At 57.0% G+C, this 14,115-nt stretch carries 15 protein-coding genes; 9 read left to right on the top strand and 6 right to left on the bottom strand.

Annotation, left to right across the window (positions count from 1 at the left end; all coding sequences use genetic code 11):
* Positions 1 to 43 precede the first annotated feature (43 nt).
* The 7 genes from hmgA (at position 44) to QMP16_RS15680 (ending at position 6,677) form a co-directional block, all read left to right on the top strand.
* Complete coding sequence (hmgA, locus tag QMP16_RS15710) at positions 44 to 1,399, top strand: homogentisate 1,2-dioxygenase (RefSeq protein ID WP_282153140.1); 1,356 nt, start codon at positions 44 to 46, stop codon at positions 1,397 to 1,399.
* A gap of 22 nt (positions 1,400 to 1,421) precedes the next feature.
* The gene (gene fahA / locus QMP16_RS15705) at positions 1,422 to 2,678 is read left to right on the top strand and encodes a fumarylacetoacetase (protein WP_282153139.1); all 1,257 of its coding nucleotides are present in this window, start codon (positions 1,422 to 1,424) and stop codon (positions 2,676 to 2,678) included.
* Positions 2,679 to 2,688: 10 nt separating this feature from the next.
* Complete coding sequence (locus QMP16_RS15700) at positions 2,689 to 3,639, top strand: MBL fold metallo-hydrolase (protein ID WP_282153138.1); 951 nt, start codon at positions 2,689 to 2,691, stop codon at positions 3,637 to 3,639.
* A gap of 137 nt (positions 3,640 to 3,776) precedes the next feature.
* A complete protein-coding gene (locus QMP16_RS15695) occupies positions 3,777 to 5,387 on the top strand; it encodes an FAD-dependent oxidoreductase (protein WP_282153137.1) in 1,611 nt (536 codons plus the stop codon).
* A gap of 5 nt (positions 5,388 to 5,392) precedes the next feature.
* Positions 5,393 to 5,590 carry a DUF2783 domain-containing protein gene (locus tag QMP16_RS15690; RefSeq protein WP_282153136.1) on the top strand — a complete coding sequence of 66 codons (198 nt, stop codon included), beginning with the start codon at positions 5,393 to 5,395 and terminating at the stop codon, positions 5,588 to 5,590.
* A 19-nt stretch (positions 5,591 to 5,609) separates the two neighbouring features.
* The gene (gene maiA / locus QMP16_RS15685; protein ID WP_282153135.1) at positions 5,610 to 6,248 is read left to right on the top strand and encodes a maleylacetoacetate isomerase; all 639 of its coding nucleotides are present in this window, start codon (positions 5,610 to 5,612) and stop codon (positions 6,246 to 6,248) included.
* A gap of 87 nt (positions 6,249 to 6,335) precedes the next feature.
* Positions 6,336 to 6,677, top strand: coding sequence for a DOPA 4,5-dioxygenase family protein (locus QMP16_RS15680; protein WP_282153134.1), 342 nt, complete (start codon positions 6,336 to 6,338; stop codon positions 6,675 to 6,677).
* Here the strand turns inward: QMP16_RS15680 and QMP16_RS15675 are convergent.
* Positions 6,674 to 8,302 (bottom strand): acyl-CoA synthetase, encoded by a 1,629-nt coding sequence (locus QMP16_RS15675; RefSeq protein WP_282153133.1) that lies wholly within the window; start codon positions 8,300 to 8,302, stop codon positions 6,674 to 6,676. The two genes, QMP16_RS15680 and QMP16_RS15675, sit on opposite strands and share 4 nt — an antisense overlap.
* Positions 8,303 to 8,521: 219 nt before the next feature.
* Between QMP16_RS15675 and QMP16_RS15670 the strand changes: the two genes are divergently transcribed.
* On the top strand, positions 8,522 to 9,913 hold the full coding sequence (locus tag QMP16_RS15670; RefSeq protein ID WP_282153207.1) for an aspartate aminotransferase family protein: 1,392 nt from the start codon (positions 8,522 to 8,524) through the stop codon (positions 9,911 to 9,913).
* 162 nt (positions 9,914 to 10,075) lie between these two features.
* Positions 10,076 to 10,537: a hypothetical protein gene (locus tag QMP16_RS15665; RefSeq protein ID WP_282153132.1), complete on the top strand. Its 462-nt coding sequence runs from the start codon at positions 10,076 to 10,078 to the stop codon at positions 10,535 to 10,537.
* 31 nt (positions 10,538 to 10,568) lie between these two features.
* Here the strand turns inward: QMP16_RS15665 and QMP16_RS15660 are convergent, their stop codons facing one another.
* From QMP16_RS15660 to QMP16_RS15640, 5 genes are all read right to left on the bottom strand, one after another.
* Positions 10,569 to 10,970: a GNAT family N-acetyltransferase gene (locus QMP16_RS15660; RefSeq protein WP_282153131.1), complete on the bottom strand. Its 402-nt coding sequence runs from the start codon at positions 10,968 to 10,970 to the stop codon at positions 10,569 to 10,571.
* A gap of 139 nt (positions 10,971 to 11,109) precedes the next feature.
* Positions 11,110 to 11,475 (bottom strand): 50S ribosomal protein L20, encoded by a 366-nt coding sequence (gene rplT, locus QMP16_RS15655; RefSeq protein ID WP_058279005.1) that lies wholly within the window; start codon positions 11,473 to 11,475, stop codon positions 11,110 to 11,112.
* Between the two features lie 14 nt (positions 11,476 to 11,489).
* Positions 11,490 to 11,690 (bottom strand): 50S ribosomal protein L35, encoded by a 201-nt coding sequence (rpmI, locus tag QMP16_RS15650; RefSeq protein WP_010443552.1) that lies wholly within the window; start codon positions 11,688 to 11,690, stop codon positions 11,490 to 11,492.
* 182 nt (positions 11,691 to 11,872) lie between these two features.
* Positions 11,873 to 13,423, bottom strand: a complete 1,551-nt coding sequence (locus tag QMP16_RS15645; protein ID WP_058279006.1) for an alanine/glycine:cation symporter family protein — start codon at positions 13,421 to 13,423, stop codon at positions 11,873 to 11,875.
* A gap of 14 nt (positions 13,424 to 13,437) precedes the next feature.
* Complete coding sequence (locus QMP16_RS15640; protein ID WP_058273350.1) at positions 13,438 to 13,875, bottom strand: universal stress protein; 438 nt, start codon at positions 13,873 to 13,875, stop codon at positions 13,438 to 13,440.
* Positions 13,876 to 14,115 lie beyond the last annotated feature (240 nt).

Here is a 14,115-nt window from a genome sequence, read left to right as displayed (position 1 = left end):
AAATCAACTATTACTCGACAAGCAGCAATTGGAGGAATACAGGATGAACCATCCGACGGATCCGCACAAAATGACGCAAGCCGGCACGCCCGTTGGCACGCATGCGGGTTATATGCCCGGCTTTGGAAACGACTTCGAGACCGAGGCCCTGCCCGGGGCGCTGCCGCAGGGCATGAACAGCCCGCAGCGCTGCAATTACGGCCTTTATGGTGAACAGCTTAGCGGCACGGCCTTTACAGCCAATCCGCCCGAGCGCACGTGGTGCTATCGCATTCGCCCGTCGGTCAAGCATTCGCACCGTTACGAAAAAATCGACCTGCCGCTCTGGAAATCCGCGCCGTGCGTTGACCCGGACGTGATCAGCCTTGGCCAATACCGCTGGGACGCAGTGCCTCATTCCGATGAGAGGCTGACATGGCTCACCGGTATGCGCACCATGACAACGGCGGGGGATGTGAACACGCAGGTGGGAATGGCCAGCCACATCTATCTGGTCACCGACTCTATGGAGGATGACTATTTCTTCTCGGCCGATTCCGAAATGTTAGTGGTGCCACAGGAAGGTCGCCTGCGGTTCGCGACTGAACTTGGAACCATTGATCTGGAACCCAAGGAAATCGCCATTCTCCCCCGTGGCCTGGTGTACCGTGTCGAGGTGCTGGAAGGCCCGGCGCGCGGATTTGTCTGCGAGAACTACGGCCAGAAGTTCGAATTGCCCGGCCGCGGTCCAATTGGGGCCAATTGCATGGCCAATCCACGCGATTTCAAGGCTCCGGTGGCGGCGTTTGAAGACCGCGAGGTGCCTTCGACCGTGACGGTCAAATGGTGCGGGCAGTTCCATACCACAAAGATCGGCCAAAGCCCGCTGGACGTGGTGGCGTGGCACGGGAACTACGCGCCCTACAAATATGACCTGCGCACCTACTGTCCGGTCGGTGCAATTCTATTCGACCATCCCGATCCGTCGATCTTTACTGTCCTCACCGCGCCCTCGGGGCAACCGGGCACGGCAAACATCGATTTTGTGCTGTTCCGCGAACGCTGGATGGTGGCCGAGGATACGTTCCGCCCGCCCTGGTTTCACAAGAACATCATGTCCGAGCTGATGGGCAACATTTACGGCCAGTATGATGCCAAACCGCAGGGGTTTGTTCCGGGCGGCATGAGCCTGCACAACATGATGCTGCCGCATGGCCCGGATCGGGAAGCGTTTGAAAAAGCATCAAACGCGAACCTCGGGCCAGACAAGCTGGACAACACGATGTCCTTCATGTTCGAAACCCGTTTCCCGCAGCATCTGACACCATTTGCAGCCAACGAAGCCCCGTTGCAGGATGATTACATCGACTGCTGGACGTCGCTTGAGAAAAAGTTCGACGGCACACCGGGCAAAAAGTGACACCCAAAAGAGGTTTGAATACATGCCATTAATGAAATCCTGGGTGGCCTCGGCCAATGAGGCCGATCACCCGTTTCCCCTGAACAACCTGCCATACGGCGTTTTCTCGACCGAAGGCGGTGATCCGCGGTGCGGCGTGGCGATTGGCGACATGATTCTGGACGTCACCGCAGCTGAGGCAGGGGGCCTGATCGAACTGGCAGACGAGCCGCTCTTAGATCTGCCTTTCTGGAACCCGCTGATGGAGGAAGGTCCTGCCGTCTGGGCTGCATTGCGCAACCGCCTGACCGCATTGTTGGCCGAAGGTGCAGAGGAACAGGCGCAGGTTGAACCGTTGCTTATTGCCCAGATCGACGCCGAAATGCACATGCCTTTTGCGGTCAGCGAATACACCGATTTCTATGCCGGACGTCACCACGCGCAAAACGTCGGCACCATGTTCCGCGGACCGGAAAACGCCCTGCCGCCAAACTGGTTGCATATCCCCATCGGGTATAACGGCCGGGCTTCTTCCGTTGTCGTGTCGGGCACCGATATCCGTCGGCCTTGGGGCCAGCTCAAGTCGCCCGATCATGACATGCCCGCTTTTCTGCCTAGCCGCCGTTTTGACATCGAGCTTGAGATGGGCGCGATTGTAGGTACACCCTCGGACGGACCCATCTCGGTTCAGGAGGCCGACGACAACATCTTTGGCTACGTTCTGCTGAACGATTGGTCCGCACGCGATATTCAGGCCTGGGAATATCAACCCTTGGGGCCGTTTCAAGCCAAAGCCACAGCCACTTCGATCAGCCCGTGGATTGTGACAAAGGCGGCGCTGGAACCCTTCCGCTGCGACACGCCTGCGCGTGAATTCGAGTTATTGGATCACATCAAAGACTGCGGTCCGATGCTGTATGACATTGATCTTGAGGTCACGATGGAGCCCGACGGCAAGGACGCCACAGTCATTGCTCGGACGAACTACAACGAAATGTACTACTCGGCCGCCCAACAACTGGCACACCATTCGACCTCGGGCTGCCCGATGAACACGGGCGACCTGCTTGGGTCTGGCACGATTTCCGGTCCAACAAAACCAGAGCGGGGCTCGCTGCTGGAACTCAGCTGGGGTGGAAAAGAACCGCTGACGCTGGATACCGGCGAAACCCGCACCTTTATCGAGGACGGGGACACACTGACCCTGACAGGTGCTGCCAAGGGCAAAGGCTACACCATCGGGTTTGGCGACTGTGTCGGGACCCTGCTGCCCGCCCTTGAAAACCCATACACCCGATAAGGAACTCATCATGGCCAAGGCATTCGCGTCCCAAGGGGATATGTCGGAAAAGAAGATCTCTTTCACCGAGGTAGGCGAGGGCCTTTATGCCTTCACCGCCGAAGGCGATCCGAATTCCGGCGTCATCATCGGCGATGACAGCGTCATGATTGTCGAGGCGCAGGCGACTCCGCGCCTGGCCAACAAGGTGATCGAATGCGTGCGATCCGTGACCGACAAACCGATCACGCATGTTGCGCTGACCCACTATCACGCGGTTCGCGTACTGGGTGCCAGTGCGTTTGGTGCGCAACAGATCCTCATGTCCGACATGGCGCGCGCCATGGTCGTTGAACGCGGGCAAGAGGACTGGGACAGCGAGTTTCAGCGTTTCCCCCGCCTGTTTGAAGGTCATGAAAGCATCCCCAGCCTGACCTGGCCCACCACCACATTCAGTGACACGATGACGGTTTATCTGGGTAATCGTCGGGTCGATCTTATGCATTTGGGCCGCGCCCACACCGCAGGTGATATCGTCATTCACGTACCCGACCAGAATGTCATGTTCACCGGTGACATCGTCGAATACCACTCGGCCTGCTATTGCGGCGACGGGCATTTCAGCGATTGGGGTGATACGCTGGATGAAATCAAGTGGTTCGACGTCGATGCCATTGCACCGGGTCGCGGGAACGCCCTGGTCGGCAAGGACATGGTCAATGCAGCGATCGAAAACACCCGTGACTTTGTCGAGAGCACCTATCGCCCTGCTGCGAAAGTTGCGGCACGCGGTGGATCTCTGAAAGAGGCATGGGATGCAGTGCGCGCAGAGTGCGATCCGAAATTCGCGGATTACGCGATCTACGAACATTGCCTGCCCTTCAATGTCGCCCGCGCCTATGACGAAGCACGCGGCATCGACACGCCACGCATCTGGACCGCCCAGCGCGACTTGGAGATGTGGGAGGCCCTGCAGGGCTGAAGTAGACGGGCAAACTTGATCCAGATCGTTTTGCACAGGGGAAATAAGTGGAATCATAGGGCAAGGCCTTCTGGCGCACATGTGCCAGAGGGCGGGATCTAGTGCGCCCACGGCGCCTGAGTATCGGGGGAGAGCCCATGAACAAGATTTTCGAAGTTCCACTCTATGCTTATCAACGCAGCCCGGATCAGGACACGGCAAGCTCGGTACGACACAAGGTTATCGTGATTGGTGCCGGCCCGGTTGGGTTGGCCGCAGCCATTGACCTGGCCCAGAAAGGGGTTCCTGTCGTCGTGCTGGACGACAATGACAAGGTTAGTTTTGGCAGCCGCGCGATCTGCTTTTCACAGCGATCTCTGGAAATCGCCGACCGTCTGGGCGCCGGGGGTAAGTTGGTCGATAAAGGCGTGCTGTGGGATGCCGGCAAAGTCTTTTTTGACAACCGCCAGGTTTATGAGTTTCACCTGCAACCCGACGCGGGCTATGCGCACCCCGCCTTCATCAATCTGCAACAATACTATTTTGAAAAAGCGCTTGTTGAGCGGGTGCGGGAATTGCAGGCCGAGGGCGCGCCGATTGAAATTCGCGGCCAGAACAAGGTCGAAGCCGTCGGTACCCACAACGATCACGTCAAGCTAGAAGTCGAAACTCCTGAAGGCCCCTATAACGTTGAGGCGGAATGGCTGATTGCCTGTGACGGTGCGAACTCGCCCACCCGCCGCATGCTCGGCCTGGACTTCGAAGGCCGCGTATTCGAAGACAACTTTCTGATCGCTGACGTGGTGATGCAGGCGGACTTCCCGACCGAACGCTGGTTCTGGTTCGACCCGCCGTTCAATCGCGGACAGTCTGCCCTACTGCACAAACAACCCGACAACGTGTGGCGGATCGACCTGCAACTGGGCAGGGACATCGACCCCGAGCAGGAAAAACAACCTGAAAACGTGATCCCCCGGCTCAAGGCGATGCTGGGCGAAGAGATCAATTTCGAACTTGAATGGGTCTCGATCTACACGTTCCAATGCCGTCGGATGGAGCAGTTCCGTCATGGTCGCGTTTTGTTTGCTGGCGACAGCGCTCATCAGGTCAGCCCATTTGGCGCTCGGGGGGCCAACTCTGGCATACAGGACACAGACAACCTGTGCTGGAAGCTGAAGCTGGTCATTGACGGCGATGCGCCCGAGGTTTTGCTGGACAGCTACAATCGCGAACGGGTCGAGGCTGCTGATGAGAACATCAGCGCGTCCACGCAATCGACAGAGTTCATCACGCCCAAATCCGACATGTCGCGCCTGTTGCGGGATGCTGTTTTGGACCTCAGTGAGCATTATGAGTTTGCGCGCCCGTTGGTCAATTCCGGCCGTTTGAGCACACCCTGCGCCTATACCGCATCATCGCTCAACTCTGCCGACGCACTGAACGGGCCAGAGCTGACACGCCCCGGTTCCGCTTGCCCGGACGCACCTTTGAGCGATGAATTCCTGCTACCAAAACTGGCTGGGAAATTCACGTTGCTGACAATTGATGCGGATGCGCCCGACAGGATCGAAGAGGGCGGCGTGCAGGCGACGCGGCTGGCTCTGTCGGTCAAGGATGACCTGTCTTTGGAGTTGAAGCGCAGGTATCTGGGTGATGCCACGGGTGCGGTGTATCTGATCCGGCCCGACCAACACGTTGCAGCCCGTCGCGACACGTTCGAAGAAAACGCCTTCCGGCAGGCGATCCGCCGGGCAACCGGTAAGGAGTAAGCGACATGACAGATCTGATCCTCACCCCCAATCTGGAAAATGCCGACGGTTTCTATGCCGATCTGGTGGCGGCGCATGATGGGCTGGTCAAAGCCGACAGCGACGCCCTGAATGCACGTCTGGTTCTGGTCCTGGCCAATCACATCGGCAATGCAAATGTATTGTCTAGCGCCCTGAAAGCCGCCACGCTGAAGGACACCTGACGAACCGAGGAGATCGATGATGAGCGGCGTGGTGCTGTATGACTTTTGGCGGTCTTCGGCCAGCTACAGGGTGCGCATCGCGCTGAACCTGGCTGGGATCAGCTATCGCGGCGTGTCGGTTGATCTGACCGCGGGGGAACAAAGGTCCGACAACCACTTGGCGCGTAATCCACAGGGGCTGGTCCCCGTGCTCGAGATTGACGGGCTGCGGTTGACGCAATCTCTGGCCATTATCGACTATCTTGACCAAACTCGCGGCCTTGGACTGTTGCCTCCGGAACCGGCGGCCCGGGCGCATGCGCTGGCTTTGGCGCAATCCATCGCGGTTGATGTGCATCCGGTCTGCAATTTGTCCGTCGCGCAGTATGCGGCCGCGCTGAGTGATGGTGCTGACGGAATGCCCGGCATCTGGATGCGCCATTTCATTCTCCCCGGCCTACTGGCTTTTGAGGCGCTTCTCGAGGGTTTTGAACAAGCGCCCTATTGCACCGGGGCCAAGCCCGGACTGGCCGATGTTTGCTTGGTCCCGCAAATGTATAATGCGCGCCGTTGGGACGTGGATCTATCGGACTTGCCGCGCAGTCTAAGCGCTGAGGCCGCTTGTGCCGAACATCCCGCCTTTGCCGCAGCCCACCCAGATCTCCACGCACCCGAATGACCTGGCGCACAGAGCCTGTGTGACGGCGCAAGTGGCAATACCATTTGCAGTGCCATACCTTGTTCGAAACGTATGCAAGAGGCCCCAATGTCAGAGATCACCGGCTATCACGCCCATGTCTATTTCGACGCAAACACGCAAGAGATTGCCCAGCAGGTCTGTGAAGAGGTCGCCGCCCTGTTTCCCGTTCAGATGGGGCACATGCATGCCAAAAATGTAGGCCCCCACCCGCGATGGAGCTGCCAGTTGGGCTTTGGCCCGGACGCGTTCGATCAAGTCATGCCTTGGCTAATGCTGAACCGACAGGGCCTGACCATCTTCACCCACCCCGAAACCGGCGACCATCTGGCGGATCATCGGGACCGGGCCATCTGGATGGGTGAAATTCTGGATCTTGATCTGTCGATCTTTGACAAGGTGGGCACTTAAGTCAGCGCCTTTGCCTGATCCCGCAATTTGAACTTTTGGATCTTGCCAGTCGAGGTCTTGGGTAAAGGTCCAAACACCACCGTTTTGGGGGCCTTAAAATGGGCCATGTTTTCCCGACAGAAGCCGATGATATCAGCCTCACTCGCCTGCGCGTTTGGCTTAAGTTCGATGAATGCACAGGGCGTTTCGCCCCATTTGTCATCCGGGCGCGCAACCACGGCGGCCTCCATCACTGCCGGGTGCTTGTAAAGGATATCCTCAACCTCGACGGATGAGATATTCTCACCCCCCGAAATGATGATGTCTTTCGACCGGTCCTTAAGCGCGATGTAACCGTCCGGATGCATCACCCCCAGATCGCCAGAGGCAAACCATCCACCCCGGAACGCCTTATCTGTGGCTTCGGCGTTCTTGAGGTAGCCTTTCATGACGACGTTGCCCTGCATGAAAATCTCACCCATCGTCTCACCATCAGCAGGCACAGGTTCCAGCGTGTCCGGGTCCGCAACCATCAGCCCCGACAAGGCGGTATAGCGCACACCCTGACGGACCTTCAGCGCGGCGCGGTCTTCAGCCCCCTTGTCGTTCCACTCGTCTTTCCAGGCGCAGACAACCGACGGACCATAAGTCTCGGTCAATCCATAGACATGGGTAACCTCGACGCCCATGTTTTCCATGCTTTCGATCACCGCAGCGGGTGGCGGCGCGCCAGCGGTCATCACCTTGATCTCATGATCGAAATCCTTGAGGTGATCAGGCGCGTTGGCCAGCATGTTCAGAACGATCGGCGCGCCGCAGAAATGCGTGACTTTCTCATCCCGGAACGCCGCATAGATCGGTTCGTCCCGCACGGCCCGCAGGCAGACGGAAACCCCCGCATTGGCGGCAATCGCCCAGGGGAAACACCAGCCGTTGCAGTGGAACATCGGCAGGGTCCACAAATAGACCGAGTGCTTTGGCATGTTCCAGTCCAGCAGGTCCGACTGCGCGTTCAGCGCAGCCCCCCGGTGGTGATACACGACACCTTTCGGATTGCCGGTTGTACCAGAAGTATAGTTCAGCGTGATCGCGTCCCACTCATCTTTGGGTAAGGACCAGTTGAAATCCGGGTCGCCTTCGGCCAGCAAGGCGTCATAAGTCAGGCTGCCCAGCTTCTCTCCACCATCAAAGCTTGGGTCTTCGATATCGACAACCAATATATCGTGGTCGACCTGTTTCAGCGCCTCTTTCACCACGCCAGAGAATTCCGGATCGACCAGCAAAATCCTGGATTCTGCGTGGTTCAGAATGAAAGCAATGATCGGCGCGTCCAGGCGGGTATTGATGGCATTCAGAACAGCGCCCGCCATCGGCACGCCAAAATGCGCCTCATACATTTCCGGAATGTTGGCCGCGATGATTGAAACCGTGTCGCCCGTGCTGATTCCACGGGCCGACAATGCGCCTGCCAAACAACGACAGCGGGCATAGGATTCAGCCCATGCATAGCGGCGCGCGCCGAATACCACCGAGGGGTAATCCGGATAAATCTGCGCCGTCCGCTCGATAAAACTCAGCGGTGACAGCGGAGTATAGTTTGCCCGGCACTTGTCCAAATGACGCTCATAGATGCTGGCTTGTGTCATTTACTAACCCTCCCTCGTCCATTTCGGCGAATTGAGCACAAAGTTGATCCTCTGACAAACCCGTAAAAATACGGCGCGGTCATGGACTGGAATTACGGGATGGTGCAATCTGGCCCTATCTCCGACAGAGCTTTCGCGGTGATCTGAGCCATCGAAACACAAAGCCGGGAAAGCCCATTTTTGGCAACCCGCGCCCCAGTCATTCTGAAAGGACATGTCATGGACGGCACGTTCAACGAAAACGATCTCTCCCACGTGGTCGAGGCCGACCGCGCCCATATCTGGCACCACCTGCTGCAGCATAAGCCATTGGAAACCAATGATCCAAAGATCATTGTCGAAGGCAAAGGCATGCGCGTCTGGGACCAGAATGGCAAAGAACACCTTGATGCTGTGTCCGGCGGCGTCTGGACCGTAAACGTCGGCTATGGCCGCGAATCGATTTGTAGGGCGGTTCATGACCAGCTGATGAAGCTGTGCTATTTCGCCAATACCGCAGGGTCTATCCCCGGTTCGATCTTTGCTAAAATGCTGATTGAAAAAATGCCGGGCATGAGCCGGGTCTATTACACCAACTCCGGCTCTGAGGCGAACGAGAAGGTGTTCAAGATGGTTCGCCAGATCGCGCACAAGCGCTACGGCGGCAAGAAAACTAAGATTCTGTACCGTGACCGCGACTATCACGGCTCGACGCTGGCAACCATGTCTGCAGGCGGTCAGGACGAGCGCACGGCTCAGTACGGTCCGTTCGCGCCCGATTTCGTCCGCGTTCCCCACTGCATGGAATACCGCAAGCACGAGCTGGACGGTGCGCCTGAAGAAAACTTTGGCGTCTGGGCCGCGGATCAGATCGAAGAAGTTATCCTGCGCGAAGGTCCCGAAACCGTTGGTGCCCTGTGCCTTGAGCCTGTGACCGCCGGTGGTGGCGTCATCGAAGCGCCCGAAGGTTACTGGGAACGCGTGCAGGAAATCTGCAAAAAGTACGACATCTTGCTGCATATCGACGAAGTTGTCTGCGGCGTGGGCCGTACCGGAACCTGGTTCGGTTATCAGCAGTACGGCATCAAGCCGGACTTCGTGACCATGGCGAAAGGCGTTGCCTCGGGCTACGCGGCGATTGCCGTAATGGTCACCACCGAGGAAGTCTTTGACATGTTCAAAGACGACATGTCGGACCCGATGAGCTATTTCCGCGACATCTCGACATTTGGTGGCTGCACCGCCGGTCCAGCTGCGGCAATCGAAAACATGCGCATCATCGAAGACGAGAACCTGCTGCAGAACTGCATTGATATGGGCAACCGGATGTTGGGCAACCTGCAGGCGCTGATGGAAAAGCACGAAGTCATCGGCGACGTGCGCGGCAAGGGTCTGTTCCTGGGTGCTGAACTGGTCGCAGATCGTGCCACCAAAGAGCCCATGGACGAGAAAAAGGTTCAGGCGGTCGTTGCCGACTGTATGGCGCAGGGCGTCATCATCGGTGCCACCAACCGTTCGATCCCCAGCCGCAACAACACGCTGTGCTTCTCGCCTGCTCTGATTGCAACCGCAGACGACATCGACCAGATCACTGATGCGGTCGACGGCGCACTGGGTCGTGTATTCGGCTGAACGTAACTGAAAACATCTGCCACCACTCACGCAATCACGGCAGATGAACTTAAACCGGCGCGCCCACCGCGCCGGTTTTTTTGTGTTTACCCACGCGGGTTTGTCAAATGCGCCAACTCAAGTACCCTGTGGTTATCACACCCCATGCAGGAGACGTGTCCAATGGTACTCAAGCTCATCCGAAGCCTCGCCGCCGTGGCCATCCTTGCGGTCGCCACCCCTTCCAGCGCCAATGAAGGCAGCGGCTTTCCCCAGATCGTCGGCTCCTGGCACGGCACCTATCTGGTGGCCTTCGCCAAATCGAATCCGAACCACGCAAAAGGCCTGCTGAAAACCGAGATGGAGCTGGAGATCACCAAACTGGACGGCAATCTTATCACCGCCACCAATCGCTGGCGGCGCATCGGGGACAAAGATTGGATCGTCGAAGAAGCAATGGGCACCTTCAGCCTGGACGATCCCACCCGCTTTGTTCTGGCTGAGGCCGGGATATCGGGCGACGATGTTTCATCTGGTATTTTTAACGGAGTCTATCTGGATGAGGTGATAATGGTCACCTATGCCGGGCCGGGAACGGGCGTGTCCTTTGCGGCGCAGTTGGTGAAGAAGGATGACTCAAAGTAACTTCTTGGATCAAATTCGCGGGGACCAGAGATCAACCTCGGCGCAAATACATGTAAATACCGTCCGGTGAGTTCTTGAAGCCGAACGGCCTGTAAAAGTCGTGTGCATCTTTGGTGCCCAAATACCAAGCTCCGACATCTTGCAGGTCGGGGTGGTCTAACAAACCCCGCATCAGGCGCTGGCCGACCCCCTGACCTCGATATTCCGGGAACACCAGAAAATCTTTAATATGCGAGCAGGTAACACGGTCGGAAACGGCCCTGGCAAAACCTAGTTGCTGTCCTGCCCTCACCGCAGTGACACAGGACGAAAATTGGAAAGATGCGCGGATTTGTTCTTTAGTTAAATTCTTCCCCCAGTATTCGTTTTGAATGGAAGAACTGAGCTTCTCAGCTTCGACTCGCGTCAAATCATATATCAGATCGATACTCATTATATCTTCCGGTTATCAAAGTCGAATTCTAACTTGAAGCACCTAATTGGGCTAAATGCGGACAATTGATCCGTCCATTATCACAAAAAAGGCCGCCCCAAACGGGACGGCCCTTCTTTCACTGTCTCTTTTCAGAGGATCAGGCAGCCAGAGCAGCCTGAGCTTGGGCGACGATCGTGCCGAACGCTTCCGGTTCGTGCACGGCCAGGTCGGCCAGAACTTTGCGGTCCACTTCGATACCGGCCAAGGTCAGGCCGTTGATGAAGCGGGAATATGTCAGTGCTTCGTCATGCGAACGGACAGCAGCGTTGATACGCTGGATCCACAGCGCGCGGAAGTTGCGCTTGCGGTTCTTACGGTCGCGGGTTGCATACTGGTTCGCCTTGTCGACGGCCTGACGGGCAACCTTGAAGGTGCTCTTGCGGCGGCCATAATAACCTTTGGCGGCCTTGATAACCTTCTTGTGACGGGCGTGAGTTACGGTTCCACCTTTAACGCGGGACATCTCTTAATCTCCTCTTAGCGGTCGTAGGGCATGTAGCCCTTGACGATCTTGGCGTCGGGGGCGGACAGGGTGGTGTTGCCACGGGCGTCGCGGATGAATTTCTTGGTCCGCTTGATCATGCCGTGACGTTTACCGGCTTGGCCAGCAAGGACCTTACCGGTCGCAGTCACCTTAAAGCGCTTTTTGGCGCTCGACTTTGTCTTCATCTTAGGCATTTCCGTCTCCTTTCGGGGTTCGGTTTCAGACGCGACTCGGCATGCCATCTCGGCCGGTCACGCGATCAGAAGCGCCGTTTACGCAAGTTCGACTATACTGGCAAGGGGGTTTGGACCAGAATCTGCGCTTTTTACAGGCTGATCAGGCACCGGGGCGACAAAGGCCGCCCCGGTGGTTTGATTTAGTGTTCGAATTTGCGGATTTCGCCAGTCTTTAGTCGACTCGCATAGCTGGCCAGTTCTTCACGCACCACCTTCATCAGGAAGTAGAGCGCAAACACGTTCACGACCGCCATCGCAAAGATTGCCGCATCCGAGAAGTCGATGACAGGGCCAAGATTGGCCGCCGCGCCGATAACAACGAAGATGCAGAAGATGACCTTGAACACCAGCTCCTTGGCGTGGCCTTCCCCGAACAGGTAAGTCCAGGCCTTGAGGCCATAGTAGGACCAGCTGATCATGGTTGAGAAGGCAAACAAGACCACCGCAATCGCCAGTACATATGGGAACCAGCTGAAGGCACTACCAAAGGCTGCCGAGGTCAGGCTGACGCCCGAGTTGCCATCAACAGTCGCAATAGCATTGCCCGCTTCGTTCAGCATGTAATTGCCGGTTTCCGGATCGACGATCAGCTGCTGGGTGATGATGATCACCAGCGCAGTCATCGTACAGATCACAACCGTGTCGATGAACGGCTCAAGCAACGAAACGAACCCTTCGGTGATCGGCTCTTTGGTCCGAACAGCCGAGTGCGCAATCGCCGCAGAACCCACGCCCGCTTCGTTCGAAAACGCGGCACGCCGGAAGCCCTGGATCAGTGCCCCGACCATACCACCAGCGACGCCGAGGCCGGTGAAGGCACCTGCGAAAATCTGGCCGAACGCCCAGCCGATTTGATCAGCATTCATGATGATAATCACCAATGCCGCGGCCACATACAGGATGCCCATGAACGGAACGACCTTTTCGGTCACCCGTGCGATGGATTTCAGGCCGCCCACAATGACAAGGAACACGATGATTGCAAAGACAACCCCTGTGATCCATCCGGGATAGTCGCCCGTGATGCCCGCAATCTGTTGGTGAGCCTGATTGGCCTGGAACATATTGCCCCCGCCCAGCGCGCCCAGAATACAGAAGATCGAGAACAGGACGGCCAGAATCTTGCCTCCAGGCAGGCCCAGCTCGTCAAAGCCCTTGGACATATAGTACATTGGGCCACCGGAAACGGTGCCATCTTCGTATTCGTTGCGGTATTTCACGCCCAACGTACATTCGGTGAATTTCGACGCCATGCCCAGAAGGCCCGCGACAATCATCCAGAAGGTGGCACCCGGTCCGCCAATGCCGACAGCAACCGCCACACCGGCGATGTTTCCTAGGCCAACCGTACCCGACAGCGCCGTGGCCAGAGCCTGAAAGTGGCTGACCTCACCCGCATCGTTGGGGTCGGAGTAGTCACCTTTGACAAGGCTGATCGCATGGCCAAAGAACCTGAGCTGCACAAAGGCAAAGTACAGCGTAAAGACAGTCGCCGCGACGACCAACCAACCCACGATCCACGGGAAACTGGTTCCCGGAAACGGAGCAAAGATAAAGCTGACAAATGGCCCGGTGAAATCGGCAAATGCCTGATTGATCTTGTCGTCCAGTCCAGGCGCGTCTTGCGCCATTGCCGGTGCGGCGATCAAGGCGGCAATTACAGCCAGCCAGAGATGTTTCAACATAGTCATTCTCATCCCTCCTGTCAGTTCACAACAGTGACTGGCACATCGGCGTGCATGACCAGATTTTGGGTCGAGCTGCCAAACAAGCGTTTCTTGAAACCATCGGCCGAGGCGCGCCCGACGATGATCTGCGAACCGCCATTCTCGACGGTGATTGCGTTCAGAGTTTCAGCCACGTCGCCATGACGCACGATGCCCTGCACTGTGTAACCATCTGCGGTCAGGGCTTCGACAGCCGGGGTAACAATCCGGTTCGTCGCAAGTTCGATTTCTTCTTCTCGCCGCTTGTGCCGCAATGCGTTCTCTTCAGGGGTCTGAAAAGTAAATGGGGACCATTCGATGACATAAACAACCAGCAATTCACACGTGCCAATTCGGCCAGCCAGATCTTTGGCAAAGGCGATGGCGCGTTCTCCGGTTTCTGTCCCGTCCAGTCCAATGACAATTTTCGTTGTCATAACGTTCCTCCAATAATTTTGGTTATGCCGGGACCCGTGTACCCGGCAGGGCGGCCGGAACCTGGAACTTATTAAGTGGACCGCCCATGCGCCCGAGTATCCCGGAAAAACCCTCAAAAACAGAGAGTTATCTTCCGGACACATCCGTTATTTCGGCATGTCATTGAAATTTATATATTTTTTTTCGCCTAAAATTTAAGCGTATCGGTTTGATACCTGCTTTTCTAGACCCTGTATCGC

It is taken from the genome of Ruegeria atlantica (assembly GCF_947495585.1).
Taxonomy (GTDB): Bacteria; Pseudomonadota; Alphaproteobacteria; order Rhodobacterales; family Rhodobacteraceae; genus Ruegeria; species Ruegeria atlantica_G.
The sequence above is the reverse complement of the archived record's forward strand: the minus strand, read 5'-3'. Positions and strand labels throughout refer to the sequence as shown.